Here is a 17933-nt window from a genome sequence, read left to right as displayed (position 1 = left end):
AGGGAAAATGCCCCACTCTTGTGAACGGGAATCGCGATGAAACCAAAGCAGCGGCAGGCCGCTATCCTTGAATATCTGCAGCGGCATGGCAAAACGGCAGTGGACGCCCTGGCCGAGCATTTCTCCACCACCGGCACCACCATCCGCAAGGATCTCACCCTGCTGGAAGAAGAAGGCGAGGTGATCCGCACCTACGGCGGCGTGGTGCTCAGCCGCGACGACGGCGATCAGCCGATCGACCGCAAAACCCATATCAATACCGAGAAAAAGCGCCACATCGCCAGCGCCGCTGTGGCGCTGATCGCCGACGGGGACTCGCTGATCTTCGACGCCGGCAGCACGGTGCTGCAGATGGTGCCGCACCTGGCGCAGTTCAATAACATCACGGTGATGACCAACAGCCTGACCATCGTCAACGCGCTGGTGGAGCTGGACAACGATCAGACCATCCTGATGCCCGGCGGCACCTACCGCAAAAAATCGGCCTCGTTCCACGGCAGCCTGGCCGAATCGGCGTTCCAGCAGTTCAGCTTCGACAAGCTGTTTATCGGCGCGGACGGCGTCGATCTCAACGCCGGCGTCACCACCTTCAACGAAGTGCACAACGTCAGCAAAGCGATGTGCGAAGCCGCCGGCCGCATTATTCTGTTGGTAGACTCCTCGAAATTCGGCCGTAAGAGCCCGAACGTGGTGTGCGAACTCAGCGCCGTCGACACGCTGATCACCGACCGAGACATCAACCCCGATTACCTCGCCGCCCTGCAGGCGAAAGGCATCAATATCCTTCTGGTAGGAGACCCCGATGAGTAACGCCAACGCCCTGCTCGCCTTCGCCCGCGAAACGCTGGAGATCGAGCTGACCGAAGCGCAACGCCTGCTGGCGCGCCTGGACGACAACTTCGTCTGCGCCTGCGAACTGCTGCTGAACTGCCGTGGCAAGGCGGTGATTTCCGGCATCGGCAAATCCGGCCATATCGGCAAGAAGATCGCCGCGTCGCTGGCCAGTACCGGCACGCCGTCGTTCTTCGTGCACCCGGCCGAGGCGCTGCACGGCGATCTCGGTATGATCGGCGCCGACGACGTGGTGGTGTTCATCTCCTACTCCGGTCGCGCCAAAGAGCTGGATCTGATCCTGCCGCTGCTGGCGGAGAACGGCATTCCGGTGATCGCCGTCACCGGCGGCAAAGAGTCGCCGCTGGCGCTGGCCGCCGCCTGCGTGCTGGATATCGGCGTCGAGCGCGAAGCCTGCCCGATGGGGCTGGCGCCCACCTCCAGCGCGGTCAACACGCTGATGATGGGCGACGCCCTGGCGATGGCGCTGATGCGCCAGCGCGGTTTCAACGCGGAAGACTTCGCCCGCTCGCACCCGGGCGGCAGCCTGGGGGCGCGCCTGCTGAACCGCGTGCATCACCTGATGCGCACCGGCGATCGCCTGCCGCGCGTGAGCGAAAGCGCCAACGTGATGGAAGCGATGCTGGAGCTGAGCCGCACCGGGCTCGGGTTAGTGGCGGTCTGCGACGCGCAGCAGCGGGTGGTGGGCGTGTTTACCGACGGCGACCTGCGCCGCTGGCTGGTGAAGGGCAACAGCCTGCAGGATCCGCTCAGCCCGGCGATCACCCGCCCCGGCTATCGGCTGCCGGAGCAATGGCGCGCCGGCGAGGCGCTGGAAGCGCTGCACGAACAGCACATCAGCGCGGCCCCGGTGGTCGATATGGACGGCGTGCTGGTGGGGGCGCTCAACCTGCACGATCTGCATCAGGCCGGCATCGGCTGATCAACGCCGGGGGCGCCATCACCGGCGCCCCCGGTCAGATCATTTCCAGTCAGGATTGTTCTCGAACTGCTGCTTCAGCAGCGCCTTCATGTCGTCATTCGGCTTGCCGAGCCACTGGTACTTGGCATACTTCTTCGGATGATCGACGGCTTCCGGCCGATCTTCCACTTCCACCCGCACGCCCCAGGCCTGGGATTTATCTGCGCTGAACGCCACGATCAAAAAGTTGTTGCCGCAGTCGTGCGGTTTGCACAGATTGCCGACCAGATACTCTTTGCCCTTCCAGCTCAAGTTTTGCGCCGGCGTAGAGGTGCCGACGCCCTTGCGCGCCCAGCCCGGCATCCGCGCCTGGCCTTTCACCATGTTTTGCCAGCTGGCCTGGTACCCCGGCTGCTGAATCAAATCCGACGTGGTGACGATCTGCTGGGCAAAGCTGCCCGCGCTGAAGCTGAGCAGTGCGCCGAAGAGGGCGCAACGCAGCGCCTGGTGTCCCGTCATAGTCCTTCTCCCTAGGTTAAATCAGGTTTCGCCCGTCAAACCGGGCCTGAACTAGTCAGACCACGGCTGCGGCAAAAAGTTGACTCACCACCAAGCGTGAAAATGATGCACCGGCCCGATGCCGTGCCCCACTTCCAGCGTGTCCGCCTGTTGCAGCGCTTGTTGCAGGTAGTCCTTGGCGGCGGCCACCGTGGCCGCCCAATCGGCATGGCGCGGGCGCAGCGCCGCCAGCGCGGCCGAGAGCGTGCAACCTGTGCCGTGGGTGTGGCGGGTGGCGACGCGCGGCGCGGTAAAGCGCTGCTCGCCTTCTGCGGTAAACAGCCAGTCCGGGCTCTCGCTTTCGCTCAGGTGGCCGCCCTTCATCAGCACCGCCCGGCAGCCCATCGCCAGCAGCGCCCGCCCCTGCTCGCGCATCTGCGCTTCATCTTCCGCCGGCGCGCACGCCAGCAGCGCCGCCGCTTCCGGCAGGTTCGGCGTAATGATCGATACCAGCGGCAACAGCTCGCGCCGGATAGACGCCACCGCCTCCGGCGCCAGCAACGGATCGCCGCTTTTCGCCAGCATCACGGTGTCCAACACCACGAATTCCGGCCGGTAATGGCGCAGCCGTTCGGCTACCGCCTGCACGATGTCGGCGTTGGCCAGCATGCCGATCTTGACGCTGTCGATGCGCACGTCGCTGAACACAGAGTCCAGCTGCGCGGCGACGAACGCCGGATCGATGTAATACACCGACTGTACGCCGCGGGTATTCTGCGCTACCAGCGCGGTGATCACCGAGGTGCCGTAGGCACCAAGCGCCGAGAAAGCCTTCAAATCGGCCTGAATGCCGGCGCCGCCGCTGGGATCGGTGCCGGCGATGGTCAGGGCGTTAATGCGTTTCATCACAGATCCTCCCCACGCAGCTGATACAGCGCGTCAAGGAACGCCGGCGTAAAGCTACCCGGCCCGGCGGCCTGCCTGGCCGCGAGGCCACCGCAGTGAGACATCACTCGGCAGGCGGTCGCCACGTTATCCAGGCGATCGCCCGGCAGGGCGCAAAACGCCGCCGCCACCGCCGACAGCGCGCAGCCGGTGCCCACTACCCGCGTCATCAGCGGGGAACCGCCTTCGATCGCCCAGTCGCGCTGGCCGTCGGTGACGTAATCCACCGCGCCGGTGACCGCGACTACCGCGCCGCTGCTCTGCGCCAGCTCACGCGCGGCGGGCAAGGCCGCCAGCGAATCGTCGCCACTGTCCACGCCGCGGCCGCTGGCCAGCAACCCGCTGAGCGCCATGATTTCCGAGGCGTTGCCGCGTATCGCCGCCGGTTTCTCGTCCAGCAGCTGTTTGGCGAAGGCGGTGCGGTAGGAGAGCGCGCCGACCGCCACCGGATCCAGTGTCCAGGGCTTGCCGGCCCGATTGGCAGCGGCCACCGCCGCCCGCATCGATTCGGCGCGCAGCGCATTGAGGGTACCGACGTTGATCAGCAGACCGTCGGCCAGCGCGCTGAACTGCGCCGCCTCTTGCGGCTCCACTACCATCGCCGGGGAAGCGCCGAGCGCCAGCAACACGTTGGCGGTCAGCGATTGCACCACTTCGTTGGTCAGGCAGTGGATCAGCGGAGGCCGCTGTTGGAATTGGGTCAGACAGGCCGCGGCGCGTGCGCCGGGTAGAGCATCAGGTCGAGCGATCATATTCCTCCCAACCGGCGTTCAAGAAGGCGGCGCCGGCTGGGCGGCCGTGACTTCCCTACGCTGGCATTATCCAGATCAGGTAATACGGGTATTTCTCAGCCTTCACGTAGAAGGGCACCCCGAGTCATGAAAATCAATAGGTTGTGATCAACGTTGCGTTAATCCCTGCAGGGGATCATGCCAGCGGCGGCGCGGACAAACAAGCGAATAAATAGGCTCAGCGGGCATACGCTGCACAATGCGCTATAGTGAGCACAAACCACCGGGAGATGCCATGCAGATAAGACCCTACCAAGAGACCGATCGCCCCTTCCTGCGCACGCTGTACCTGGCGTCGCGCAAGGCGGCGTTCGGCTGGCGCGATACCTCAAACTATCAGTTGGAAGATTTCGACGGCGCGACGCTGGGCGAAGCGATTTGGGTGGCGGAAGACGGCGGCACGCTGCTGGGATTCGTCTCCGTCTACCGCGAAGACAACTTCATTCATAACCTGTATGTCGATCCCCATCAGCCGCCGCGCGGCGTCGGCAGTGCGCTGCTGCAGGTGGCGGAAGCTACCTTCACCGCTACCGGCTCGCTGAAATGCCTGGTGAAGAATGAAAAGGCGCTGGCGTTCTACCGCAAACACGGCTGGCGCATCATCTCTACCGGCAACGACGGCGAAGAAGATTATTACCTGATGCATTCGCCGGCCCGCTAACGCCGCCTTTCCCGTCACATAACTCATTAATGATAATGGATTTCATTATCATTTAAGCATACCCTTCCTTGTCTCTCTCAATGAACTTGGCAAGGAAGGTTATGCAATACCAAACGGATACACGCTTCCCCGATGCCGCGGCGGCGGACTACGATCGCCGCATTCTGACCCTGGTGCCCGGCTATCAGTTTGCCCAGGCGCTGCTGACGGCGACGCTCGCGCAGACGCTGCCGAATGACACCACGCTGTTGCTGGCCGGTTGCGGCACCGGCAGCGAACTGACGGCGCTGGCCGCCGCCAACGCCAGCTGGCGTTTCAGCGCCGTGGAACCCTCCGCCGGCATGCTGGCGGCCGCACGCGCCAAGGCCGAAGCCGCGGGTTATGCACAACGGGTGAGTTTCCAACCCACCTTGCTGCAACTAGCGCCGCAAACCCGCCACGATGCGGCGGTGTGCTCATTGGTGCTGCACTTTATCGCCGACGATGGCGCCAAACTGGATTTCCTGCAGCAGTTGGCGCAGCGCCTCTCCCCCGCCGCACCGCTGCTGCTGTTCGACTATCAACCGGATGGCCTGCCCGCCAGCCACTACCAACATTGGCTGCAAAGCGCCGGGCATTCGGCGGCGCAGGCGCAGGAGGTGATCGAACGCACCCACCGCAACTGGCACCCGATGGCAGCGGCGCGCAGCCGTCTTCTTTTTGCGGAAAGCGGCTTCACTGCGCCTCAGCAGTTGTGCGGTGCGCTGGGCTTCCAGCTTTCACTGCTCCACCGCCGTCGCTGAGGGCGGCATGCCGCGCAGCGTCAGCCGCCAAAACAGCAACGCGCTCAGGCTGACGCCCGCCCCCAGCCAGCAGACGCCGCTCCAGCCCGCCCAGGCGTACATATGGGTGCCGGCAAAGGCGCCCAGCCCACTGCCGACGGCGTAAAACAGCATATAGCAGCCCACTAGCCGGCTGTGCGACTGCGGGTGCGCGCGGAAGATCATGCTCTGGTTCAGCACGTGGATCGCCTGGCCCGCCAGATCCAGCAGCACGATGCCCGCCACCAGCCAAACCAGGCCGCTGCCGAGCAAACCGAGCGGCAGCCAGGCCAGCGTCAGCAGCAGCAAACACACGCCGCTGGCCGCCTGCCCCAACCCGCGATCCGCCAGATGCCCGGCGCGCACCGCCGCCAGTGCGCCCACCGCGCCGACCAGGCCGAACGCCCCCACCGCGGCATGGCTGAAGCTGAACGGCGCCTGGCTCAGCGGCAACACCAGCGAACTCCAAAAGAGGCTGAAAGCGCCAAACATCAGCAGCGCCAACATGCCGCGAATTTGCAGCGTGCGGTCATGCAGCAACAGGGTCAGCATTGAACGCAGCAGCGCGGGATAACTCAGCGTACTGGGAGCGGTGCGCGGCGCAGGCAGCAGGCGCAACAGGATCGGCAGCAATACCAGCGTCACCCCGGCGGAGAAAAAATACACCGTGCGCCAGCCGCCAACGTCCGCCAGCGCACCGGACAATGTGCGCGCCAACAGCAATCCCAGCACCACTCCTCCCTGCGCCGCACCAACCACCCGCCCGCGCTCCTGCGGCGCCGCCAGTGCCGCGGCAAAAGCGATCAGCCCCTGCGTCATGGCGGTGCCGAGTAGCCCCACCAGCAACATCCCTACCAGCAGCCCGGATGCGCTGTGCGCCCAGCCCACCAATAGCAGCGCGCCAATCAGCCCCAGTTGCTGCCACGCCAGCAACCGATGTCGGTTCAACCGATCCCCCAGCGGCACCACCAACAGCAGCGCCAGCGCGCAGCCCAACTGAGTCACGGAGATCACCATGCCGACCGCCGCCAGGCTGATGGAAAAATCACGGGCAATGGCATCCAGCAACGGCTGCGCATAGTAAACGTTGGCCACGCTGAACGCGCTGGCACCGGCCAACAGCAGCACCAGGGTGGCCGGTAAGCGCCCCAGCGCCGCACAAGGAGGATCCAGCAGTTTGTCGCTCATTGCACACCTCAATCTGGTTTCATTATTAAACCCAATGAACTTTAGGTGCAGAGGTTTTATAATGCAACCAGAATATGCAGCTGGAGATAACCGCCGTGAAACGTAAAAGCCTGGAAGACGCGCCCTGCCCGGTGGCGCGCACGCTGGATGTGATTGGCGACTGGTGGTCGCTGCTGATCGTGCGCGACGCCTTCGACGGCGTCACCCGCTTCAGCGAATTTCAAAAAGGGCTGGGGATGGCGAAGAACATCCTTGCCACCCGCCTGCGCGCGCTGGTGACGCACGGCGTGCTGGAGATCGTGCCCGCCGCAGACGGCAGCGCCTATCAGGAATATGTACTGACCGAGAAAGGCCGCGCGCTGTTTCCGGTGATCGTCGGCCTGCGCCAGTGGGGGGAAGATCATCTGTTCGCCGAGGGAGAAGCGCACTCAACGCTGGTGGAAAGCGACAGCGGCCGCCCCGTCCCGCGCCTGACGCCGATCGGCAACGCCGGGCAAACGCTCACCCCGCTGAATACCCGGGTGGTGAAGGTGGAGGAACGGTAGATTATAGGGAATACCCATTAATAATGTGAAGAACCAGACCGCCTGCCATCATGAGGAAATACGTTAATCGTTAACCCTCAGGTTGCCCCGTTCGTCGGAGACAACCATGAATGCGGCGGTAATCAAATGCGAACCTTCGGGTGTCTGTATATCGTAGGCGACGGAATAACACTTCCCTGGCCGAAAAGCATAGTCGAATACCGGCATGCACCTCCCCGGCTCAACGAAGAAAACGTCATTATCGATAGCTTTAATGAGCTTATCGCCTGATTCGCTATAAATCTGAACGAAGCGAATATTATCCCCCGCCTTCATAGAAGAAAGAATGCAGACATGGTTATCTTTGGCAGTGACGACGGCGGAGAAGCGCGGAGTCAGCTTATCGCCAGGCCCCGGACAGCCGACCAGGAAGCAGGCCGTGAATAGAACCACATATTTTTTCATGCTACCCATTCCTTATACGCGGCTCTGTATACCGCAGAGGCTCCCTATCGACTAATGCTCACTCATCGCTGTCTGAATTGTTTTATTATCCTAACCTGCTTAAAAAAAGAATCTATACCTTAACGTCTAACGTGAATCACGTCCGGAAGCCTTAACGATTCGCTTCGCAGCGTCATCCGGGTAATGTATAGTCCGCGTTTTACGGAGATCCCATGCTGACTAACTCATCCATTCGTCTGAACAAATACATTAGCGAGAGCGGTATCTGCTCACGCCGCGACGCCGATCGATACATCGAACAGGGCAACGTTTTCATCAACGGTAAACGCGCCACCGTGGGCGCTCAGGTATTTGCCGGCGATGTGGTGAAGGTTAACGGTCAGCTGATCGAACCGCGCAATGAAGAAGATCTGGTGCTGATCGCGCTGAACAAGCCGGTCGGCATCGTCACCACCACCGAAGACGGCGAGCGCGACAACATCGCCGACTTCGTCAACCACAGCAAACGCATCTTCCCGATCGGCCGTTTGGACAAGGATTCGCAGGGGCTGATCTTTCTGACCAATCACGGTGACCTGGTCAACAAGATCCTGCGCGCCGGCAACAATCACGAGAAAGAGTATCTGGTGACGGTCAACAAGCCGGTGACCGACGAGTTTATTCGCGGCATGGGCGCCGGCGTGCCGATGCTGGGCACGGTGACCAAAAAGTGCAAGGTGAAGAAAGAGGCGCCTTTCGTGTTCCGCATCACGCTGGTACAGGGGCTGAACCGCCAGATCCGCCGCATGTGCGAACACTTCGGCTACGAGGTCACCAAGCTGGAACGCACGCGCATCATGAACGTCGGCCTGAAAGGCTTGCCGCTGGGCGAATGGCGCGATCTGACCGATGACGAGCTGATCGAGCTGTTCAAACTGATTGAAGGCTCCTCGTCCGAGGCAAAGCCGGCGAAGAAGGCCCCGGCCAAATCCGCCGCGGCGAAAAAACCGAGCGCCGGCGGCCCCAAAAGCGCCGACAAAGCCGCTGCACCGGCCGGCCGCAAGCGCTTTGCCCAGCCAGGGCGCAAGAAAAAAGGGCGTTAACCCCCGCTCGCGCTTCTCGCAAGCCCGCCGTTGTGCGCAATGCTGATCAGTTAGCGTTTTTCTGCAGGCGTTCGTGACATTTTCGGTCGATAAAAGTGAGATGCCCCATGTGGCTCACGCACCTCGACCGAGCCAGGGGCCGAAGGCGCGCCCCCTGGCAACCCGCGCCTTTGCCCTATCAGACGGTTGGCTTTGCCAACTCCCCTCCCTCCGCCATACCGCATTGAGGCCGGTTGCGACAGGCGTCCCTGCCTGTCTCACCTGAAACCGCCGTCCATGGCGGTTTCGCCTAATGCGCTATGCCTGCGTTCGGCGTCTTCAAGGGCGCCCAACACCGCGCTCATCTCCAACTTCTCTACCAGAAGCTCATAAGCGACAGATTTCCCGGTAGCAGCCAGCTCAGGTGTTGACCTTTAGCGCGCATCACCGTCTGCCGAGCAAGACGGCGTTGTCAGGGTCAACCGGCCAGGGAAGGCCGGTTGAGGCGAGACTAACAGGGACGTTTGTCGCAGCCGACCCGCCCGACAACGCAGACGCGGCGAGGACAAATCTGCCGGGAGCAGATTTGAACGCTGCTTGCAGCGGCCCCGAAGGGGCGAGGCCCAGGATGGGCCGAGTAATTTCCGCGTAGCGGACAGATGGTGTTAAGCGAAGGCGCGGGTGGAGGGGCCGCGCCATCGGCCCCTCCAATTGCCGTTCATATTGGCCGCAGAGAAATGCGGGACATTTACGGCAATTCCCCCTGCACAGAACGCCCAGAGGCTGGATAAAAAAATGCCACTCAGGCTTAAGTGAGCGGCATTGCGCCGTTGCGCGGGCTTTTTTATCATAAAAGTCAGTCGCAGGCCGCCACTGAGTTCTCACCATAAAAAAGGCCCGCATCAAGCGGGCCTGCAAGTACCAGAGAAGTCTAGAGGAAAAATCAGAACGACCAGCGCAGGTTGGCGTTGACCGAATTGACGCGGGTATCGGCGCCGAATTGCCCCTGATAGCCGACATCCAGCGTCGCGGCGCGCGACAGCTTCACGCTCACGCCGATATCGCCCACCATTACGTTGTCATCCACGGCCTGGCCCTGAGTGACGAACGCGTCGCTGCCGGCAAACGCCATGCGCGATGAGGTGTTCTTATCGCCGTAGGCGTGCTGCCAGCCGAGCGAGCCGTAAAGGCTGACATTCTTCGGCAGCTCGGTCACGCCGCGCACCCCGAGCGTAGAGTAGAAGGTATTCATCGTTTCATTGCGCACGCTCAGCGCCGCCGCGCCACCCGACTCCTGGAAGCTGTCGGTATGCAGGCGGATATAGCTCAGGTTGATGAACGGTTCGACGTTCATCTCCGGCTGGCCAAAACGGTAACCCGCTTCAGTGAACGCCAGCAGCGAGTTGGCGTCGTAGTCCGACTTCAGCCGATCCGAGAAGCCGCTGAAATCGACGTTGCGCTTGCCTTCAATCTTGTGCCAGGTGTAACCCAGCGCGCCGCGCAGCGAGAACGCATCCTGCTGCCCCGCCGCATACAGGCCGAGGTGGTAGTTGTCGGTATCGGCCTTGGAACGGCGGCTGTCGACGTCGTAGTCGCCGCGGCTGTAACCGAAGTAGCCGCCGATGCGCACGTTATGGTCCGCCAGCTTGCGATCCGCCCCCAACAGGAAGCCGGTGGTGTTGCCATCCAGCTTGCCCACGTTGCCGTTGCCGCTGTTTTTGCCCCAGGAACTGAAGGTCTGTCCCCAGACGCCGCTGTTTTGCGCCTGCGCCGGTTGCACCAGCGACATCGCCAACGGCGGTACCGGCAGGCTGTCATTGTCGAACAGGCGCAGCATGCGCTGGTTCAGCACGTTGAACAGCTGGGTGCTGCCGGCGATCAGGTTAGACTGCATCGACGGATAGACTTCGCCGGACAGCTGATTGAACGCCTCGCGCGCTTCCGGCGCACTCAGCAGCAGCAGCGAGTTATACAGAGCCAGCGAAGGGCCGCTCTGCACCAGAGTCGAGAGCGCACCGGCGGTATTCCACTGGTTGCTGCTCTCGGCCACCGTTTGGAAAATGCCCGGCTTGCCGCTGCCCGGGTTCTCTCCGCCCGGATTTTCACCGCCTGGGTTTTCCCCACCCGGATTCTCGCCCCCTGGATTCTCACCGCCTGGGTTTTCCCCACCCGGATTCTCGCCGCCCGGGTTTTCACCGCCTGGATTTTCTCCACCCGGATTCTCGCCGCCAGGGTTTTCACCGCCCGTGTCTTTCTGCGCAATGGTCAGATCCACGGCGTTGGCGCTGTGGTTCAACGCCACATCGAGGAAGGCAGACTTGGAGACCGCCGCCGCGAACTGGCCGTCAATGCCGCCGTCCGAGGTCAGAATGCGGTAGCTTTGGCCGGTTTTATAGCTGGTTTGCGGATCCAGCGCCGTCACCTGCACCTTGGCCCGATCGCTGATGGTGGTTTTGCCCGCCACCAGCAGTTGGTCGCTGCGGCCATCGCCGGCGATATCGACGTCATAGAAGGATTCGCCGATAAAATTCAGGTAGCGTTTCAGCGTCAGCGTGCCGATATTGCCGTCGCCGGGCGAGATATGGCCGCCGGACTGGATCTCGGTCTGGCCCAGCGTGCCGTTGCCGCCCAGCGTGCCGCCGGCCTTGATCGACGCGGCGCTGCTGTAGCCCTGCCCGTTATTGACGTCGGCACCCGCCGTCGCATTGAGGATCAGCGTGCCGCCGTTCTCGGCGCTGAGGGTTTGGATCTCGAAGATATCGTCTTCTTTCTGGGTATTGATGTCGCTGGCGATGATGAGCTTACCGCCGCGCGCGGTGACGTTTGCCTGCAGGCCAGTGAGATCGCCGTTCAGCGTCGTGTGCCCGGCGGTGTTGATCACCTCGCCTTCGCCGCTCATCTTGTTGCTGAAGACGTAATTGCCGTCGGTATGGTTAAAGTACACATAGCTGCGGAACAATCCGCCCCGCAGGGCGATCGCCGTCTGGGCATCGATAGTGCCTGCAGCGCCCGCCGCGCCGAGCGTCGGCTCGGTCAACCCGGTGCCGGTATCCATGTTGCCGCGGCTGCCGATAATCAGCGCGCCGCGGTTAGAACCGGAACCGGTCTCGCCCAGCACCACGTCGTTGCCGCCGGCGGAGAATGTGCCGCCGTCCATGACCGCCAACACGCCATTGCCGTAATCGCCGACGTTGACGCTGCTGCCGCTGGTAAACCGTGAACCGTTGCCGGCGATCGTCAGCTCGGCGGTTTTACGCGCGCCGGAGACGCCCGCCACCTGAATATTACCGACGTTGACCGCGCCGCCGTTCAGCACGTCCAGATCGCCGTAAAGCGTGAGCGCGCGGCCAACGTTCCATTGGGAATTGGCCCCCGTGACCGTGGCTTTCGGGCTCAGCGTATCGGTCTCGCCCGGCCCGCTGCCATTACCGATGCGCGCGTCAAAGGCGGTGTTCAGCACCGCGCCGTCTTCAATCGCCAGCGTGGATCGTGCCCCTAAGTCGGTGCCGACGCTGAGAAAATTGCTGGTGACGCGAGAACCGGCGCCGGTGGCGATCAGGTGGCTGTCGTAGCCGCGGGTGGTGCCGACCACGATCTCTTTCGCGCTGGCCAGCGCGCCGTCTTCAACCCGCAAGGTGCCCCGCCCCAGATTCAGGCCGCCACGCAGCACGAACTGATCGTTCACCGCGTTCAGCTCGGCGTTCGGCCCGCGGACCGTGACTACGCTCTCATGAATTTGGCCGTTGAACATCCGGCCGATATTGATGTTATAGGCGCTGATCTTGCCATTCTCGATCAGCAGGTTGCCGCTTTGATTGCGGCCGACGTAAACGTCCCCGGTGTAGGCCAATGATTCGGTAATTTTTGAGTCGCCGTCAAAAATGGCATCGTCTGCACGAGCAATATCGGCGGGCGCCAGCATCAACAGCGGCGCAGAAAATAGAGCGAGGTAAAGTTTGGAAAGCGGTGTTTTAACCGCTAAAGGGTGCGATGTCTTGTCATTCACGGGCTATCTCCGTACTCGTTAGCGTGATGTCGCGGAATGTCTTGTTATAGGGAAACTCACTGCGCTAGAGGAGGTGTGAGGCGTTATTCCGCGCACGCCGGTTTAGTGATCGTCGAAGCAAAAGCTTATTGCCCCCCGGCGCTGGCGCTCCGACGATGGAAAACCAGGAAGCGGTAATACCGCCCCCAAAGCGAATTATTTATGCGTGACTACCGGCGTACAGGTCGGCGCACTCAGCGACGGTGAGGAACCTAAAATTCCCGGCATCATCAGCGACGAGCAATCAAAAATACGGCCTTTTTCCGTGGTGGCGCGATAAGAAAGTTTTTGGCCGCCCAGCGCATCCGGCTGTGCACCATTCACATTGGTCACGGTAATTTCGTCCGATGAACCCAGGCCCAACATTTTGGCGGTTTCCGCCTGCAGTAATGGAATGGCCTGATCGGTTTTCAGGGTGGAACAACCGGCTATCATCATCGTAACGGTTAAAGCGATAAGTGGTTTCTTCATAAATTATCCTTTATAACCAATCAGTTAAAATTACCGATTGGCTTTATGTTTTCTCTTATCCAAATCCTCGAATAATATATTTCCCTTTCCTAAACGAAAAAACCCTCCTAAAGTAGGGAGGGTTGATAATAATTCATCAGACCTATCTGATATTTGAAGGCGAAAGGAGAATCCTTTGGGGCAGGATTATGCGTTGGTCGTTGATGACCATCCATTGGTAGCTAGCGGCATCGCCAATTTTCTCAGCACGCATTGCCGATTCAAACAGGCGCATGTGGTGACCAATGAAGAGAATTGCTACCGCCATATTAGGGAAAATGGCCCACCGCGTTTACTGGTGATTGATTTTTGGCTCTCTTCCGGTACTGCGTTGAAATTACTAAAAGAAGTAAAACAACGTTATCCGCAGGTGCGCCTTTTGGTGGTCAGCGGCGACGAGAATAACGATATCTGGCAGAAAGTGAACAATGCCGGAGGGCATGGGTTCGTTTTGAAAAATGAACCGCCAGAATTATTCGCCAGGGCGGTTTTTGCGCTGAATAATAATCAGGAATGGTTCCCTGAAGGGAATGAATCCGTCATAAAAAACAACCATGAACATTTAAATAAATTTAATTTAACGCCAAGGCAATTAGACGTATTAACCATGATGCTGCGCGGCCTGCCAAATAAAAGAATTGCGACGCAACTGTCTATTTCCGAACCCACCGTCAAAGAGCATATCAGCAATATATTGAAAAAGATCGGCGTCAACAGCCGGGTGGAAGCCATCACGCTGTTGCACGGTAAACGGGATCCATCATCATGAGGTTTTTCCAGCATTTACAAAATGATGGCATCTCTCCACGCGCGCAGATCCGCCTGCTGGACAACACCTTCATGCGGCTGGTGTTCAGCTTCACCGCCGTGCCTTTCGTCGGCATCCCGTTCGCCATCTGGATTTATTTGCTGGGTGATGAACTCGGCCCAACCATTACCTGGATCATCGTTTACCTGCTATGCGCCGTGGCGATCCGAATAGGACATCGTCGCTACCTGCATGAGGCCAAGGAAAATGATGAAGACACCGTGCTGCGCCGCTGGCTGCCGCGCATTAATAAGGTGGCCTTTATTCACGGGCTGGGGATCTCATCACTCTATTTAATTACCCCACAGACCCATAACTTTGACTTTTTTCTGCTGCTCAATATCAGCATCGCCGCGATCGTCGCCGCCAACGCAACGCACCTGACGCCCGTCATCAGCACCTTTACCCGCTTTTTCTTCGCCTCCTGGGGGCTGCTGAACATCGGCATCATCTGGCGGCTGGAAGACGTGATGTTCATCGTGCTGATGCTGAACTTGCTGTACGGCTTCGCCATTTATCGCCACGCATTAACCTCGCATGCGTTCTTTATTCAGCAGGCGCTGCTCGAAGAACAAAGCTCGCGCCTGGCGGAGCAGTTCCGCCAGGCTAAAGAGGAGGCGGAACAGGCGCTGCTGGACAAGAACCAGTTCCTGACCACCGCCAGCCACGATCTGCGCCAGCCGGTGCACGCCATGGGCTTTCTGATCGAAGCCATCATCCACAAAAACCGGGACGACAGCCTGATGCCGCAGTTGCTGGATCTGCAACAAAGCGTGCGTTCGGTGCATTTGATGTTCAATTCGCTGCTCGATCTCAGCAAGATCGAATCCGGCAACGTGCGCACCGCCGCCACCCATGTGGATATCAGCGCCCTGCTCGACTCGGTGATCACCCTGTTCCGCGAAGAGGCCAACAGCCGCGCCCTGGCGCTGCGCACCTGGCGGCCCAGACGGCGTATCAGCGTGATGGGCGATCCGCTGCTGGTGCGGCAATCGCTGATCAACCTGATCCAAAACGCCCTGCGCTACACGCAACGGGGCGGCGTGCTGATCGCCATCCGCCCGCGCGGCGCCGAGTGCCTGGTGGAAGTGTGGGATACCGGCGTGGGCATCGCCGATGAAGAGAAAAGCAAAATCTTCTCCCCTTACTACCGCCCCGAACTGGCGTGGAAAATCGACAGCGCCGGCCACGGGCTGGGGCTGGCGGTGGTGGCGCGCTGCGCCAAACTGATGAAGGTGAAGTACGGCATGCACTCCGTCGAAGGCAAAGGTTCGCGCTTCTGGATGCGCTTCACACAATACATCGGCGAAGACAAAGCGCCGGACACCGCGGCCGCCTACGACAACACCGCCACGCCTATCCGCTATGCGCCGCTGCGCGGCGCCTGCCTGGTGGTGGACGACGATCCCTTGGTGACCTCCGCCTGGGAGAGCCTGATGAGCACCTGGGGCATCACCGTGCGCTGCGCGGCCTCCGCCGAGGAAGCCTTCGCCATTGTCGAGGACGGTTTTACGCCGTTCGCCGTGCTGTGCGACCAGCGCCTGCGCTCCGGCGAGAGCGGTTTCGACATCCTGAAAGCGCTGTTCGAACGCCTGCCGGACGTGAGCGGCGCGATGGTCAGCGGCGAGTTCAACTCGCAGATATTGCAAGAGGCCGAGCAGGAAGGCTATCTGGTGCTGCGCAAGCCGCTGGAGCCGGCCAGGCTGCACGCGCTGCTGACGCAGTGGGGGGCCGGCTAGCGCGAGGCGGTGCCTTAGCGGGCAAGATGCCGCAGCAGGCCTTCAAGGTTGCGCTCCCCTTCCGGGGTTTGCGCACCGGCCTTCAGCCCACCGCGGATCAACCGCTCCGCGGCCGGGCGTGCGAACAATCCCGCCCAGGCGTCGTGCTCGCGATAAAAACCGGCCTGCAGATCCGGTGCAGGCATCGCCTGCTTGGCCGCCGCAATCACGCCCACAGGTAATGCCGCGATATTGCGTGCTAACCGATCGACGAAATCATCCAGCTCGGCAGCAGGCAAGGCGCGGTTAATCCAGCCATAACGTTCTGCGGTAGCGGCATCGATGAGATCGGCGCCCAGGATCACCTCCAGAGCGCGGCCACGCGTCATTCGGCTGGTCAGATACTGCGTCGCACCGCCGCCGGGCGTAATGCCCATCAAGGCCTCGCACTGGGCCAGTCCCGCAGCTTCCCTTGCAGCGAAAGCCATATCGGCCGCCGCCACAAACTCGGCGCCGCCGCCGCGTGCCAGCCCGGCCAGCTTAACGAGAGTGACCTGCGGCTGGCTGCGCAGCAGCTCGCCAAACGCCTGGAACGGATTTAGCCCCTCCGGCGCGTTGCTCGCCAGTTCGTCGAAAGCGTGCGGATCATCGATCAAGGTCATATCGACGTGAGCAATAAAGAACGCTGGGTTCGCGCTCTGGAATACCAACACCCGCGTATCCGGATCGTCACGCACCGCGAGCAATAAACGGCTGATTTCCGACATCAGCGCCACATCAAGCACGTTTACCGGTGGGTTATCGATAGCGATCGTCATCACGCCGTGCGCATGAGACAGCCTGAGCTTGCTGAAATCTGTATCTGTCATCTCAATGTCCTTTTACCTGGGGTACAAGTGCGGGTTTTTCACGCCGTGTGTCGAATGGTATACTTTGCATACCTGGCGTCAATTACGCACCTTAAGCATCCCAGGGATGCAGGAGGATACCGATGGATAAGACCGACCTTGTTTACCGCGCCGACTGCCCAAGCCGCATCGTCCTCGATCAGATTGCCGATAAATGGTCCATGATGGTGCTGGAAGTGCTGCGTGAACCGCAGCGCTTCAACGCCATCAAGCGCCGTTTGGATGGCGTCACACAACGCGTGCTGACCCAGACCCTGCGCAAGCTGGAACGCAACGGCATGGTGCATCGCAAAGTGTTGGACGGGCGGGTGCTTGGCGTCGAGTATTCGCTGACGCCGCTCGGCAAATCCCTGCAGGGGCCGTTCTCTATACTGTTCGACTGGACGTTAGGGAATATTGAGGCGATTCAGGAGTGCCAACGTAAGTATGATGAGCAGGGCGAGTGATGCGGTTCCTCCTGTTCCAATTATTGAAGGCCGCATCATTGTCGGAAAACAGGAATTAGGCAATCGAACGGGCTATCAGGGCATGATCAGACGCTTAAACAGCAGCTGCTGGATATCCTGCCGATGTGACAAAATCGCATGTGCTGTTACCAACCTTCCGTCTACGGAATACAAAACCCGGTAACCGCCAGCATGATTAAACTCCCGGTACTTTGCGCAGCCGATTTTGAGCAGCTCAGGGCAAATCTGGCATCCCTGCGGGAACTGGCCAATGATGCTCTCAAATTGAGTGAGAATATCTGCGATAACCGGGCGCGGTTCGACATCAACGCGACGGAGATGGTTCACTATTGTATCGATGCAGTGCTTTACCGTAAGCGTGTACTCAAAGGTCACCTGCTGTTCCATTGCAATCCCTTAATGTTGAGCACTGTAATGCTTAAAGCCCATTCAACAGCTGTTCCTTCGAGAACACGCGCCCTTCCGCTTTATCTTTCTCTGACAGCGTCAGCAATTTCAGCAGAGCAATGGCGTTCTCCCGCTCCTGCTGCTGCTCATAGGATTCTATCACGTAGGCGGGAACCCCATTTTGCGTGACCAAGATAGGCTCAGAGAGATCGAGCGTGGCCGCGTTTTTTTTAACGTAGCTGATGGTCTCTACTTTCATCGTGCCCCCAGGCGCTATCAATCATACCAAGGTTTGAATATAGACCATATTTAGACCACAAACAATGTTCGGCTTTACCCAAGGCTGGAGACATGGCGGAAAAGATATGGCCATATAAAGAAAAACCCTCTGTAAAAACAGAGGG

Annotated in this window: 19 protein-coding genes and 1 riboswitch; of the genes, 9 read left to right on the top strand and 10 right to left on the bottom strand. The window is 60.4% G+C overall.

Annotated elements, in window-relative coordinates; all coding sequences use genetic code 11:
- The first annotated feature begins 36 nt into the window (after nt 1-36).
- Both srlR and gutQ read left to right on the top strand, forming a co-directional pair.
- A complete protein-coding gene (gene srlR / locus FHU12_RS02730) occupies nt 37-810 on the top strand; it encodes a glucitol operon DNA-binding transcriptional repressor SrlR (protein WP_033635559.1) in 774 nt (257 codons plus the stop codon).
- A complete protein-coding gene (gutQ, locus tag FHU12_RS02725; protein WP_063990517.1) occupies nt 803-1774 on the top strand; it encodes an arabinose-5-phosphate isomerase GutQ in 972 nt (323 codons plus the stop codon). The genes srlR and gutQ overlap by 8 nt, the downstream gene beginning before the upstream one ends.
- 39 nt (nt 1775-1813) lie before the next feature.
- Here gutQ and FHU12_RS02720 read toward each other — a convergent pair whose 3' ends face one another.
- The 3 genes from FHU12_RS02720 to thiM all read right to left on the bottom strand — a co-directional run bounded on the left by FHU12_RS02720 (nt 1814) and on the right by thiM (nt 3948).
- The gene (locus FHU12_RS02720) at nt 1814-2272 is read right to left on the bottom strand and encodes an inhibitor of vertebrate lysozyme family protein (protein ID WP_099782416.1); all 459 of its coding nucleotides are present in this window, start codon (nt 2270-2272) and stop codon (nt 1814-1816) included.
- An 84-nt stretch (nt 2273-2356) separates the two neighbouring features.
- Nucleotides 2357-3157 (bottom strand): bifunctional hydroxymethylpyrimidine kinase/phosphomethylpyrimidine kinase, encoded by an 801-nt coding sequence (thiD, locus tag FHU12_RS02715; protein WP_033648851.1) that lies wholly within the window; start codon nt 3155-3157, stop codon nt 2357-2359.
- The gene (gene thiM / locus FHU12_RS02710; protein WP_141967258.1) at nt 3157-3948 is read right to left on the bottom strand and encodes a hydroxyethylthiazole kinase; all 792 of its coding nucleotides are present in this window, start codon (nt 3946-3948) and stop codon (nt 3157-3159) included. Before thiM ends, thiD begins: the two co-directional genes overlap by 1 nt.
- A gap of 35 nt (nt 3949-3983) precedes the next feature.
- Nucleotides 3984-4080, bottom strand: a riboswitch (TPP riboswitch).
- Between the two features lie 142 nt (nt 4081-4222).
- On the opposite strand from thiM, the gene FHU12_RS02705 reads away from it, so the two are divergent.
- Both FHU12_RS02705 and FHU12_RS02700 read left to right on the top strand, forming a co-directional pair.
- The gene (locus FHU12_RS02705; RefSeq protein ID WP_141967256.1) at nt 4223-4648 is read left to right on the top strand and encodes a GNAT family N-acetyltransferase; all 426 of its coding nucleotides are present in this window, start codon (nt 4223-4225) and stop codon (nt 4646-4648) included.
- Nucleotides 4649-4749: 101 nt separating this feature from the next.
- A complete protein-coding gene (locus FHU12_RS02700) occupies nt 4750-5430 on the top strand; it encodes a class I SAM-dependent methyltransferase (RefSeq protein ID WP_141967254.1) in 681 nt (226 codons plus the stop codon).
- Here FHU12_RS02700 and FHU12_RS02695 read toward each other — a convergent pair.
- Nucleotides 5407-6636, bottom strand: a complete 1230-nt coding sequence (locus FHU12_RS02695) for an MFS transporter (RefSeq protein WP_141967251.1) — start codon at nt 6634-6636, stop codon at nt 5407-5409. The genes FHU12_RS02700 and FHU12_RS02695 overlap by 24 nt on opposite strands.
- Nucleotides 6637-6731: 95 nt before the next feature.
- Here FHU12_RS02695 and FHU12_RS02690 point away from each other — a divergent pair, with 95 nt between their 5' ends.
- Entirely contained in the window at nt 6732-7181 is a 450-nt protein-coding gene (locus tag FHU12_RS02690; RefSeq protein ID WP_089195504.1) for a winged helix-turn-helix transcriptional regulator, read from the top strand.
- Between the two features lie 63 nt (nt 7182-7244).
- On the opposite strand, the gene FHU12_RS02685 is transcribed toward FHU12_RS02690, so the two are convergent.
- Nucleotides 7245-7625 carry a putative T6SS immunity periplasmic lipoprotein gene (locus FHU12_RS02685; protein WP_141967248.1) on the bottom strand — a complete coding sequence of 127 codons (381 nt, stop codon included), beginning with the start codon at nt 7623-7625 and terminating at the stop codon, nt 7245-7247.
- Nucleotides 7626-7837: 212 nt separating this feature from the next.
- Between FHU12_RS02685 and rluF the strand changes: the two genes are divergently transcribed.
- The gene (rluF, locus tag FHU12_RS02680; RefSeq protein WP_141967245.1) at nt 7838-8707 is read left to right on the top strand and encodes a 23S rRNA pseudouridine(2604) synthase RluF; all 870 of its coding nucleotides are present in this window, start codon (nt 7838-7840) and stop codon (nt 8705-8707) included.
- A 922-nt stretch (nt 8708-9629) separates the two neighbouring features.
- On the opposite strand, the gene FHU12_RS02675 is transcribed toward rluF, so the two are convergent.
- Together FHU12_RS02675 and FHU12_RS02670 are read right to left on the bottom strand one after the other, a co-directional pair.
- Nucleotides 9630-12692 (bottom strand): autotransporter outer membrane beta-barrel domain-containing protein, encoded by a 3063-nt coding sequence (locus tag FHU12_RS02675; protein WP_141967242.1) that lies wholly within the window; start codon nt 12690-12692, stop codon nt 9630-9632.
- A gap of 195 nt (nt 12693-12887) precedes the next feature.
- Nucleotides 12888-13202 carry a putative periplasmic lipoprotein gene (locus FHU12_RS02670; protein WP_025303891.1) on the bottom strand — a complete coding sequence of 105 codons (315 nt, stop codon included), beginning with the start codon at nt 13200-13202 and terminating at the stop codon, nt 12888-12890.
- 175 nt (nt 13203-13377) lie between these two features.
- Between FHU12_RS02670 and FHU12_RS02665 the strand changes: the two genes are divergently transcribed.
- Nucleotides 13378-14010: a response regulator transcription factor gene (locus FHU12_RS02665; protein WP_141967240.1), complete on the top strand. Its 633-nt coding sequence runs from the start codon at nt 13378-13380 to the stop codon at nt 14008-14010.
- A complete protein-coding gene (locus tag FHU12_RS02660; RefSeq protein WP_141967238.1) occupies nt 14007-15788 on the top strand; it encodes a hybrid sensor histidine kinase/response regulator in 1782 nt (593 codons plus the stop codon). Before FHU12_RS02665 ends, FHU12_RS02660 begins: the two co-directional genes overlap by 4 nt.
- 14 nt (nt 15789-15802) lie before the next feature.
- Here FHU12_RS02660 and FHU12_RS02655 read toward each other — a convergent pair whose 3' ends face one another.
- Entirely contained in the window at nt 15803-16636 is an 834-nt protein-coding gene (locus FHU12_RS02655) for an enoyl-CoA hydratase/isomerase family protein (RefSeq protein ID WP_141967236.1), read from the bottom strand.
- A gap of 122 nt (nt 16637-16758) precedes the next feature.
- Between FHU12_RS02655 and FHU12_RS02650 the strand changes: the two genes are divergently transcribed.
- Nucleotides 16759-17121, top strand: coding sequence for a winged helix-turn-helix transcriptional regulator (locus FHU12_RS02650; protein WP_141967233.1), 363 nt, complete (start codon nt 16759-16761; stop codon nt 17119-17121).
- Nucleotides 17122-17196: 75 nt separating this feature from the next.
- Here FHU12_RS02650 and FHU12_RS02645 read toward each other — a convergent pair whose 3' ends face one another.
- Nucleotides 17197-17529: a type II toxin-antitoxin system RelE/ParE family toxin gene (locus FHU12_RS02645; RefSeq protein WP_025303896.1), complete on the bottom strand. Its 333-nt coding sequence runs from the start codon at nt 17527-17529 to the stop codon at nt 17197-17199.
- Between the two features lie 31 nt (nt 17530-17560).
- Nucleotides 17561-17788 carry a type II toxin-antitoxin system Phd/YefM family antitoxin gene (locus FHU12_RS02640; protein ID WP_025303897.1) on the bottom strand — a complete coding sequence of 76 codons (228 nt, stop codon included), beginning with the start codon at nt 17786-17788 and terminating at the stop codon, nt 17561-17563.
- Between the last annotated feature and the right edge of the window lie 145 nt (nt 17789-17933).

The organism is Serratia marcescens (assembly GCF_006715005.1).
GTDB classification, from domain to species: Bacteria; Pseudomonadota; Gammaproteobacteria; order Enterobacterales; family Enterobacteriaceae; genus Serratia; species Serratia montpellierensis.
The sequence above is the reverse complement of the archived record's forward strand: the minus strand, read 5'-3'. Positions and strand labels throughout refer to the sequence as shown.

What these genes read in the sequence shown, in the direction of transcription:
- srlR (WP_033635559.1), top strand. Translation starts at nt 37, where the DNA reads ATGAAACCAAAGCAGCGGCAGGCCGCTATCCTTGAATATCTGCAGCGG.
- gutQ (WP_063990517.1), top strand. Translation starts at nt 803, where the DNA reads ATGAGTAACGCCAACGCCCTGCTCGCCTTCGCCCGCGAAACGCTGGAG.
- FHU12_RS02720 (WP_099782416.1), bottom strand. Translation starts at nt 2,272, where the DNA reads ATGACGGGACACCAGGCGCTGCGTTGCGCCCTCTTCGGCGCACTGCTC.
- thiD (WP_033648851.1), bottom strand. Translation starts at nt 3,157, where the DNA reads ATGAAACGCATTAACGCCCTGACCATCGCCGGCACCGATCCCAGCGGC.
- thiM (WP_141967258.1), bottom strand. Translation starts at nt 3,948, where the DNA reads ATGATCGCTCGACCTGATGCTCTACCCGGCGCACGCGCCGCGGCCTGT.
- FHU12_RS02705 (WP_141967256.1), top strand. Translation starts at nt 4,223, where the DNA reads ATGCAGATAAGACCCTACCAAGAGACCGATCGCCCCTTCCTGCGCACG.
- FHU12_RS02700 (WP_141967254.1), top strand. Translation starts at nt 4,750, where the DNA reads ATGCAATACCAAACGGATACACGCTTCCCCGATGCCGCGGCGGCGGAC.
- FHU12_RS02695 (WP_141967251.1), bottom strand. Translation starts at nt 6,636, where the DNA reads ATGAGCGACAAACTGCTGGATCCTCCTTGTGCGGCGCTGGGGCGCTTA.
- FHU12_RS02685 (WP_141967248.1), bottom strand. Translation starts at nt 7,625, where the DNA reads ATGAAAAAATATGTGGTTCTATTCACGGCCTGCTTCCTGGTCGGCTGT.
- rluF (WP_141967245.1), top strand. Translation starts at nt 7,838, where the DNA reads ATGCTGACTAACTCATCCATTCGTCTGAACAAATACATTAGCGAGAGC.
- FHU12_RS02670 (WP_025303891.1), bottom strand. Translation starts at nt 13,202, where the DNA reads ATGAAGAAACCACTTATCGCTTTAACCGTTACGATGATGATAGCCGGT.
- FHU12_RS02660 (WP_141967238.1), top strand. Translation starts at nt 14,007, where the DNA reads ATGAGGTTTTTCCAGCATTTACAAAATGATGGCATCTCTCCACGCGCG.
- FHU12_RS02655 (WP_141967236.1), bottom strand. Translation starts at nt 16,636, where the DNA reads ATGACAGATACAGATTTCAGCAAGCTCAGGCTGTCTCATGCGCACGGC.
- FHU12_RS02650 (WP_141967233.1), top strand. Translation starts at nt 16,759, where the DNA reads ATGGATAAGACCGACCTTGTTTACCGCGCCGACTGCCCAAGCCGCATC.
- FHU12_RS02645 (WP_025303896.1), bottom strand. Translation starts at nt 17,529, where the DNA reads ATGGAACAGCAGGTGACCTTTGAGTACACGCTTACGGTAAAGCACTGC.
- FHU12_RS02640 (WP_025303897.1), bottom strand. Translation starts at nt 17,788, where the DNA reads ATGAAAGTAGAGACCATCAGCTACGTTAAAAAAAACGCGGCCACGCTC.